At 61.8% G+C, this 9,065-nt stretch carries 8 protein-coding genes, 1 other RNA gene and 1 riboswitch; all 9 genes read right to left on the bottom strand.

Annotated features, from left to right (window positions below; genetic code table 11):
* Nucleotides 1-185, bottom strand: a 185-nt coding sequence (locus Q0176_RS05525) for a hypothetical protein (RefSeq protein ID WP_299300046.1), incomplete at its 3' end; no start/stop codon positions are given.
* Entirely contained in the window at nucleotides 178-663 is a 486-nt protein-coding gene (locus tag Q0176_RS05520; RefSeq protein WP_299300044.1) for a PIN domain-containing protein, read from the bottom strand. The genes Q0176_RS05525 and Q0176_RS05520, both read right to left, overlap by 8 nt.
* A gap of 320 nt (nucleotides 664-983) precedes the next feature.
* Nucleotides 984-1,262, bottom strand: coding sequence for a hypothetical protein (locus Q0176_RS05515; RefSeq protein ID WP_299300042.1), 279 nt, complete (start codon nucleotides 1,260-1,262; stop codon nucleotides 984-986).
* An 80-nt stretch (nucleotides 1,263-1,342) separates the two neighbouring features.
* Nucleotides 1,343-1,697: a transfer-messenger RNA gene (ssrA, locus tag Q0176_RS05510) on the bottom strand.
* 448 nt (nucleotides 1,698-2,145) lie between these two features.
* Nucleotides 2,146-2,613, bottom strand: a complete 468-nt coding sequence (gene smpB / locus Q0176_RS05505) for an SsrA-binding protein SmpB (protein WP_299300040.1) — start codon at nucleotides 2,611-2,613, stop codon at nucleotides 2,146-2,148.
* Nucleotides 2,614-2,685: 72 nt separating this feature from the next.
* Nucleotides 2,686-3,813 carry an alanine racemase gene (gene alr, locus Q0176_RS05500; RefSeq protein ID WP_299300038.1) on the bottom strand — a complete coding sequence of 376 codons (1,128 nt, stop codon included), beginning with the start codon at nucleotides 3,811-3,813 and terminating at the stop codon, nucleotides 2,686-2,688.
* Nucleotides 3,814-3,892: 79 nt separating this feature from the next.
* Complete coding sequence (locus Q0176_RS05495) at nucleotides 3,893-5,293, bottom strand: sodium:alanine symporter family protein (protein WP_299300048.1); 1,401 nt, start codon at nucleotides 5,291-5,293, stop codon at nucleotides 3,893-3,895.
* Between the two features lie 231 nt (nucleotides 5,294-5,524).
* Nucleotides 5,525-6,028 carry a 4Fe-4S cluster-binding domain-containing protein gene (locus Q0176_RS05490; RefSeq protein WP_299300036.1) on the bottom strand — a complete coding sequence of 168 codons (504 nt, stop codon included), beginning with the start codon at nucleotides 6,026-6,028 and terminating at the stop codon, nucleotides 5,525-5,527.
* A 177-nt stretch (nucleotides 6,029-6,205) separates the two neighbouring features.
* Nucleotides 6,206-8,539, bottom strand: coding sequence for an anaerobic ribonucleoside triphosphate reductase (locus tag Q0176_RS05485; protein ID WP_299300034.1), 2,334 nt, complete (start codon nucleotides 8,537-8,539; stop codon nucleotides 6,206-6,208).
* 163 nt (nucleotides 8,540-8,702) lie between these two features.
* Nucleotides 8,703-8,895, bottom strand: a riboswitch (cobalamin riboswitch).
* Between the last annotated feature and the right edge of the window lie 170 nt (nucleotides 8,896-9,065).

Here is a 9,065-nt window from a genome sequence, read left to right as displayed (position 1 = left end):
GACTTATTTTGAGAGAGACGCTTTTCCTTTATCTTTAGAATTTTCTCCTGAATGAACAGAGCATCGGCTCTGACCTCCGCCCGATAAGCCTCCTTAGTCATAGCCTGACGCCGCTCTTCATTGGCCTCACGGATTCTGTGTATATCTTCAATGGTAAAATCAGGACTGATTTTCGGCTTATTCATCTGCATCATCTCCCAGCATTACAGTTGGAGACACGATATCGAGTAGCTTGAAATATCCCTTCATGGTGTTGATCGTTCTGACCTTTTGAATCGTCGTCATACGCACCATGTGTTTGAAGTTCCAAGACACGATCACGTCACAGCCGCTTATCGTAGCAAAAGCGATGTGTTGACAATCTCCCATACTCTTACGTGAGAGGACTCCGTTTTCGACATAAGCTTCGGCTAAAGCGTCCACCTCATCCGTTTGAGGCAGGAGAGCATAGTTTATAGTACCCAAATAGCCCAGTAACTCCGATTGCTTGGGTTCGAAGCACTGCTTCAACTCCATAAGCGTGATATCCGATATGACGACCTCATACCTATCCGACTCGAGCATCCGCCAGAACAACAATGTGTCCTGCATCTTTTCAGGTACGTCTTCGTGCTGCAAATGGCTTATCACGGACGTGTCCAAGTAAATTCTTTGCTTGCCCATGCTGCTGTCCTTCTTTCATGTATGTTAATTATAGCAGCCTGTAAAGCTCAGCAAGAACATCCCCTCATGATTTTGAAGAGGAGGTAACAGAAAGAACAGTCTAAAAATGACGATATTACAGTGCTGGTGACCTAGCTCCACCGGTCAGATGGTGAAGCACTGGGAGCGCGCCATAGTTTGATTTCCGTATTAAAGATCCTTGTATTGCGGTGGCAAAGGCAACCCTTCCAAAAGTATCGAGAGAGGCGTTTCAAGCAACATCAGATTTTTACCTCTGGCCTCCGCAAGCTGCAGGTCCTTTTTATAAGCCAAAGATATGCTCAGTCGGAACATTTCACGCCACACTTTTTGAACATACCCTGGATGTCACGGCATTCAATCCGATTTTCAGGATCGAGAGACTCCTTTATAGCCGCAACGGTCTTTTGTTCATGGGCCTCTCCCTTTTCGAGCTCGCTCAGGTCATGGACAAGGGATTGCAGGTTTTCCTCCGAAAGTGCGTGGATACGGCGGTGCAGATTTTTCCGGGTCTTTGCGTTTTGCTGCGGGGCACGTTCATCTTTCCCAGCTCCTCTCGCTCTCCGCTCTTCTGTTGCCAAAAGGGCCTTTCCTTCTGTCGGGAAAGGCCCTTTTTTAAAATCAACCTCGGCGTTTTTACGATTGCGCCGAGGATTTTCGTTGGTGGAGGCGGGGGGAATCGAACCCCCGTCCGACATGGGCCGACCGTGGCGGCGCTACAGGCTTAGTTTTCTTTTAATTGTCGTCCGAGGTTAGGCAGAAAACGGCCTTCCTCTTTCCAAGACCTCTGGTCTTTTCCACTTCGGCAAGGTCCGACGCGAAGCGGAGCATCCGCCTGAAATGACGTCTCCGGCGGGCCGGCAGAGGAACCCATCCTTCAACGTGGCAGGCTTAAGCCGCCAGTGCGTAGTTATTGTCGACGTTTATCGTCTTGTCCGAATGTTTAACGAGGATTACGGACATAACTCGGCCTGCTCCTCCAGATCCTCCGCGTGCCGTCGAAACCTGTCGCCCCCTAAGCAGACGACCAACTCTCCGGGGCTGTTAAGCCCCGGATGCTGTGTCGATCGCTTACGTCGATACGCGGCACCGTTGCCGCGTTATCGACGCAAGCAAATAAACCTATCTTGATATTTTAGCCCTGCAACTCAAAAACCTGAAACACCTTGAACTTCTACAGGCCTCTACGCAGGCTTCGAAACCTACGGTCCCCCAGGGGAACCTCTCTTCCCCTCTTCGAGGGGAATTCACCTTTTCCGCAACCTGTCGCCCCCTAAGCAGACGACCAGCTCCCCGGGGCTGTTAAGCCCTGGATGCTGTGTCGATCGCTTATGTCGATACGCGGCACCGTTGCCGCGTTATCGACGCAAGCAGACGACCAGCCCTGATGAGGCCCCTAAGCGGCCAACACGCCCCACCTCCAGATGTCCTGTGGAAGGCGTCCGCCCGCTTACCGGCGGGGGCTCATTCCTCGTAGCGCCCCCGGTGCCGGACCGCGCGGGCCATATCGCGCTTCGCATCCCGGTCCGCCAGGGCGTCGCGCTTGTCGTAGGAGGTCTTTCCCTTCGCCAGGGCAAGCTCCACCTTCGCCCTTCGCCCGTCCTTTATGTAGACCGAAAGGGGAACCAGGGTCAACCCCTTCTCCCGCACCTTGCTTCCCAAACGGACGAGCTCCTGCCGGCCGACCAGCAGCTTGCGGTCCCGCTCCGGCTCATGGTTGTAATAGCTCCCCTTCTCGTAAGGCGAGACGTGCATGCCCATCAGCCAGAGCTCGCCCCTCTCGATCGAAGCGTAGGAGTCCTTCAGGTTCAGGTTGCCCGCCCTGACGCTCTTGATCTCGGTGCCCGTCAGGACGATGCCGCACTCCAGGGAATCGATGATGAAATAATCGTGCCGTGCCTTGCGATTTTGAGCTACAATTTTATTGGGCATATTCCTCATCATCTCCTCCGGAGCACTTCATTATATCAGCTTTTTGTCCGTTGTAAACAATCTGGAGAAACCCTAGAGGTACACCCGGGGGACCCGCCGCGAAAGGGACAGGGGGATCTCGTAGGGGATCGTCTCGCGGAGTTCGGCAACCTCCTGCACGGTGATCTCGGCCTCGCCCTGACGGCCGATCAGGACGACCTCGTCCCCCAGTTCCACATGGTCCAGGTCCGTGACGTCCACCATCATCTGATCCATGCAGATCGAACCCACCGCGGGACATCTCCGGCCGCGGATCAGGACGGAGGTCTTCCCGGAGAGGGTCCGGCTCCATCCGTCGGCGTAGCCCACCGGGACGATGGCGATGCGCTCGCGTCCTCTCGTGATGTAGCGCAGTCCATAGCCGATCCCGCTGGAGGGCGCTGCGTCGTGAAGGGACACGACCGCGCTCTTGAATGCGAAGGTGGGGCGGAGCGTCACCGCCTCGGGAAGCCGCTTGACGGGCGAGACGCCGTAGAGCATGATTCCGGGCCGGACGGCGTCGAGGTACTTGTCGGGATGGCTCAGGATGCCCGCGCTGTTGCAGGCGTGACGCATGCGTAGGGTCCGCCCCTTATCCTCCAGGAGCGACAGGGCCCTCCCGAGCCGCTCGAACTGCATGTCGGTGTAATCGCGCCTCTCCTCGTCGGCGACGGCGAAATGGGTGAACGCCCCCTCGACGTCCAGCCCCGGAAGGGAGAACAGCTCTTCCGCGGCCCGTCCCATGTCCTCGGGCAGGAAACCCAGCCTCCCCATGCCCGTGTTCACCTTGATGTGCACCTTCGCCCTCCTACCCCTCGAGGCCGCCTCACGGCTCAGCTCCCGGGCAAAAGAGAGCTCCGCGCAGGTGCAGGTCAGGCCATACTCGACGACCGCCTTGGCGGAGCTCTCGGGTTCCTGTCCCAGGATCAGGATGTCCTCCGTTATCCCAGCCTCGCGGAGCTCGAGGGCCTCGCACAGGCGGGCGACGGCGAAGTGCCCGCACCCGAGCTCGCGATAGATCCCGGCGGCCCTCACGGCTCCATGGCCGTAGGCGTCGGCCTTGATCACCGCGAGGATGTCCCGCTTCCGCCCGACGAGGAAACGGACGACCTCGAAGTTGTGACGGAGGGCATCCGCAAAGACCTCCATGCGCGTTGGTGAGCCCGAAGACAAAGCAGCCACGTGAATCGCCTCCCTGAAACTTATGCGACCCGGGAGAGCGCAGAACGCTCCCCCGGGTCGAAAAGACCCCTCCAGTCTATTATAGCTTCCCGTTCTTCCTCTCGAGGTCGAAATCCTTGACGATCGTGCGCAGAACGCCCGACAGGAGCAGGAGCCCCAGGAGGTTGGGAATGGCCATCAGCCCGTTCAGGGTGTCGGCCAGGTCCCACAGTTCCGTCAGGAACGACTGAGCCCCCGTCCCCAGGATCTGCCCTCCCGCGGCGCCGAGCAGGATCAGCGCGATCCAGGAGATCTTCATGACAGGCTTGAACCAGATGCCGAAGAGGTAGGTCGCCGCGGTCTCGGCGTACCAGTACCACCCCAGGATAGTCGTAAAGGCGAAGAGCGCAAGGCCGGCCGAAAGCACATATTTCCCGACGACCGGCCCCAGGCCGACTTCGAAGGCGTAGAGCGTCAGCTGGGCCCCCGTAAGGTTCGCCTGTCCCGTGAGGCTCTCCGTCGTCATGATGACCAGCGCCGTCATGGAACAGATCACGATCGTGTCCATGAAGACCTCGAAGATGCCGTAAAGCCCCTGGCGCACGGGGTGGTCGACGTTGGCCGTTGCGTGCACCATGGGGGCGGAGCCCATCCCGGCCTCATTGGAGAACACGCCGCGGGCGATGCCCTTGGTGACGGCCAGCTTCACGGACCAGCCGGCCAGGGCGCCCGGCAGCGCCATGGGATCATTGAAGGCGTACTTCAGGGTGGATGCGATGGCCTCCGGGATGTGCTGCGCGTTCTTCCCCAGCACGAGGATGGAGCATATGACGTAGAAGACGGCCATGAAGGGGACCAGGTAGGTGGTCACGGTGGAGAGGCTCCTCAGGCCCCCGATGATGACCAGAGCGACCAGAACGGCCAGCACGATGCCGCTGTAAAGCGGGTCTACTCCAAACCCCAGCGAGAGCCCCTCAGCCGTGGAGTTGGCCTGGACCGCCGCGCCGATGCCGAAGGAGGCCAGGAAGGCGAACAGGGCGAAGAGCACCGCGAGCCACTTCTGCCCCGTCCCGTGCTCGAGGATGTACATCGTCCCGCCGCGCCAGTCGCCGTGCTCGTCCCTCTTGCGAAAATGGACGGCCAGGACGACCTCGGAGAACTTGGTGCACATGCCGAAGAACGCCGATACCAGCATCCAGAACAGGGCTCCGGGCCCCCCCAGGTGGAGCGCGGTGGCTACGCCGGCGATGTTGCCCGTCCCCACGGTGGCGGCCATCGCCGTCGCCAAAGCCGCGAAGGAGGAGATGGACTTGTCCCCCTCGGCCCTCTGAACTGCCTTCTTCCTCCCGAACACCTCTTTCAGGGAGAGGAAAAAATAGCGCAGCTGGGGCATCCCCAGAATGATCGTCAGGTATACGCCCGTCCCCACCAGAAGACAGAGCATGGGGGTCCCCCAGACGAACCCGTTGACGATGCTGTTGTAGTCCATGATCCTTTTCATCAATGTTGCAGGTTCCGCCATGACATTTTCCCCTCTCTCCCACTGCAGTCCGATCCAGGAATATGTTTTGGTCCTACAAGACGTCATAATAAGAATTTCGAGTGCTCCGCCGCAGCCGTACCCCCCTTCTCCAGGGCTGAAATTTCTAAAAATAAACAAGAGAAAAACAGCAATGGGGTTATTATAGCACCTTCGAATTCATGCCGTTGCCGTGGAATTGTCAGGGGAACGTCAAAGAGGGTGGAGGATCGGAGCGTTCTCCGCCAGGGACCGATGAAGGTCCAGGATGCGCTGGTTCCTGGAGCCCCTGCAGGGCAGGCCCAGGCTCCGCTGGGCGATAAGAAACGGCCCGTCCACGAGGACGTCCGAGGCGTCCAGCAGGCGTCTCCAGCCCGGCCGCTCGTCCCGGTGCGCCAGCAGGAACTCGAAGGTGTAGCCGCTCCAGGTCATCACGTCGTACCCGCGCGCCTGCGCCCCCTCGGCCAGCTCCGCCAGGGGCTCCGCCTGCTCGAAGGGCTCACCGCCGCTCAGGCTTAGGCCGTCCAGCAGCGGGTTTTCCTCCATCCGCGCCAAAAGCGGCCCCACCTCCACCCAAAACCCGCCCTCGTAGGCGTGGGTCTGTGGGTTGTGGCAGCCGGGGCATCGGTGCGGACAGCCCTGCACGAACACCGTAAAGCGAATGCCGGGCCCGTCCACGAACGACTCCTCGACGATGCCCGCGACCCGGAGACGCATTAAAGTGCCTCAGGGGGCTTTGCCCCCTGAACCCCCAGCAGGGGAACAAGTCCCCCTGCACCCCTCCTCGTATCCTCGTGGACAGGGGGGCGGCAGCTCCCCTGCCCACGACGATAAAAGGGATCCAAGGGAGCTTGCTCCCTTGGCGGGGTTCGGGGCGGAGCCCCGAGAGGGGTTTCAGTGCGATCCGGTGTGGTGCACACGGTCGTGTTCCTCGGCCTTCTTGGCGTCGTTGAACCGGTCGAGCGTCCCCACCAGGTAGCCCGTGATCCTGCGGATGCGCTCAAACCGCACGCCGCCCTCCGAGCGGCCGCATCCGGGGCAGACGTCGTCGATGACGCCCGTGTACCCGCAGACGGGGTCGCGGTCCAGCGGGTGGTTGATGGCCCCGTACCCGATCCCCGCCTCCTTCATGGCGCGCACGACCTTCTCGAACGCGTCCAGGTTCCGGGACGGGTCTCCGTCCATCTCGATGTAGGTGATGTGTCCCGCGTTCGTCAGCTCGTGGTAGGGCGCCTCCAGGCGGATTTTGTCGAGCGCGCGGATATTGTGGTGCACAGGGACGTGAAAGCTGTTGGTGTAGTAGTCGCGGTCGGTGATCCCCTCGATCGGCCCGAACCGCTTCCGGTCCATCCGGACGAACCGGCCGGACAGGCCCTCGGCCGGCGTCGCCAGCAGGGTGAAGTTCAGCCCGTGTTTCCGCGCGGCCTCATCCATGCGCGAGCGCATGTGCCCGACGATCTCCAGCCCCAGGGCCTGGGACGCCTCGCTCTCGCCGTGGTGTTTTCCGGTGAGGGCCTTGAGGCACTCCGCCAGGCCGATGAACCCCAAGGAGAGCGAGCCGTGCCGGAGCGCCTCGCGCACCTCGTCGTTCCACCCCAGTTTCTCCGAGTCCATCCAGACCCCCTGTCCCATCAGGAACGGGAAGTTCTTGACCTTCTTCCTGGACTGGATCTCCAGGCGGTCCAGGAGCTGGCGGATCACCAGGTCGATTTTTTCGTCCAGCATCCGGAAGAATCCGGCCCGGTCCCGCCCGCTCAGGAGCCCCAGCCTCGGCAGATTGACGCTGGTGAAGCTCAGGTTCCCGCGGCCCGTCACGATCTGGCGGCCGGGGTCGGCGACGTTGCCGATGACGCGCGTTCGGCACCCCATGTAGGCTATTTCGGTATCGGGCTCCCCCGGACGGTAGTATTGGAGGTTGAAGGGCGCGTCGATGAAGGCGAAGTTCGGGAAGAGCCGTCTGGCGCTGACGCGGCAGGCCAGCCGGAAGAGGTCGTAGTTGGGGTCGCCCGGCGCGTAGTTCACGCCCTCCTTGACCTTGAAGATGCTCACGGGAAAGATGGGGGTCTCGCCGTGTCCCAGCCCCGCCTCCGTGGCGAGCAGGAGGTTCTTCACGACGCTGCGCCCCTCGGGAGACGTGTCCGTCCCGTAGTTGAGCGAGCTGAAGGGCACCTGGGCCCCGGCGCGGCTGTGCATGGTGTTCAGGTTGTGGACCAGGGCCTCCATGGCCTGATAGGTCTCCCGGTCCGTCTCGCGCTCCGCCTCGCTCAGGGCCAGGGCCTGTGCCCGCGCGGCGGGACCGTCCCCGAACCGCCGCTCCAGGCGAGAACGTTCCATGGCCTGGAACGGCTCCGCCCCTCCCAGGCGGATCGTCCCGTCCGGGGCGCCGCGCAGCTCCTCGTGCAGGGCCTCGACCCACTCGGCGGCGTCGTCCGCGTCGGGCAGCATCCCGAGGGCTTTGGCCAGGTTCTTCCGGTAGAGGCCCGTGAAGGTCCTGGCGACGTAGGGGGCCAGGGCGAAGTCGAACATGGGGATGCTCTGACCGCCGTGCTGGTCGTTCTGGTTGGACTGGAGCGCGATGCAGGCCAGGGCCGCCGCGCTGCGGATGCCCGCCGGCTCGCGCAGCGTGCCGTGCCCCGTGCCGAACCCGCCCTTGAAGAGCTTTTTGATGTCGATCTGGCAGCAGGTCGTCGTCAGGGTCAGGAAATCCATGTCGTGGATGTGGATGTCGCCGTTTCGGTGCGCCTCCGCGTGCTCGGGGCGCAGGACGAAGATCTCGTTGAAGTACTTCGCCCCCTCGGACCCGTAGCGGAGCATCGTCCCCATGGCGGTGTCGCCGTCGATGTTGGCGTTCTCGCGCTTCAGGTCGTTGTCCTGCGCCTCGCGGAAGGTCAGGTCCTCGTAGATGTTCATCAGGCGGCTCTTCATCTCGCGCGCCTGGCTGCGGCGGGCGCGGTAGAGGATGTAGGCCTTGGCCGCGCGCCCGTGCCCGGAGTCGATGAGGACGTTCTCCACGATGTCCTGGATCTCCTCCACCTGGGGGACGTGCCCCGCGAGCTCCTTTTCCATACGCTCCGCGACCTGTTCCGTCAGGGCGAGCGCCGTATCCTGCCTGGCCGCCTCCCCCGTGTCCTCCGCGACCGCGGCCAGGGCCTTCAGAATGGCCCCGGCGATCTTCTCCGCATTGAACGGCACCTCACGGCCGTCCCGTTTTCGGATCTTTACGAACATGAAAGCCTCCCGATTTCTCCATGACATTTCCGCGTCCGCAGTCCGTGCGAAAAGCCCGGCCGGCCCGACAAAAAACGCTCCTCCACGTCCAAGGTGGAGGAGCGCCCGCTGACACGAAAAAAGGCATGAAAAGCCGGCACGCCCTCCCTATCGTCCGTAGGGGGTTGGCGTCTGCGGCCCAGGCAGGTCTTCTGACTCGGGATCGTCGACGTGAAAAAGCGTCCCCCCGGTCTTCCCGGATCGATCCAGTGACCTTCGGGGCCGTCTCCCCCTCACAGCGGCGGGACCGTGCAGGATTTTCGCCTGCTTCCCTCTTCGCCGGCATACGCGCCGGCACCTGCGCCTCAAGTATTCGGTTGTGCCGTTGCTCTCGGTTTCCAGAGGCCGCGTCCCGATCTCCCCGTCGCGGCAGGTTCATTATACCTCAGGTCCTGCCGGGTCCACGATGCCTCCGGGTATCCAAGAGCGGGGCAGGCCCCCGCTGTGCTGAGAAGTTGTTGGGCCGCTACTCCTCGGGCACCAGCTC

The sequence above is a fragment of the uncultured Fretibacterium sp. genome (genome assembly GCF_938040765.1).
Classification (GTDB): Bacteria; Synergistota; Synergistia; order Synergistales; family Aminobacteriaceae; genus CAJPSE01.
The sequence above is the reverse complement of the archived record's forward strand: the minus strand, read 5'-3'. Positions and strand labels throughout refer to the sequence as shown.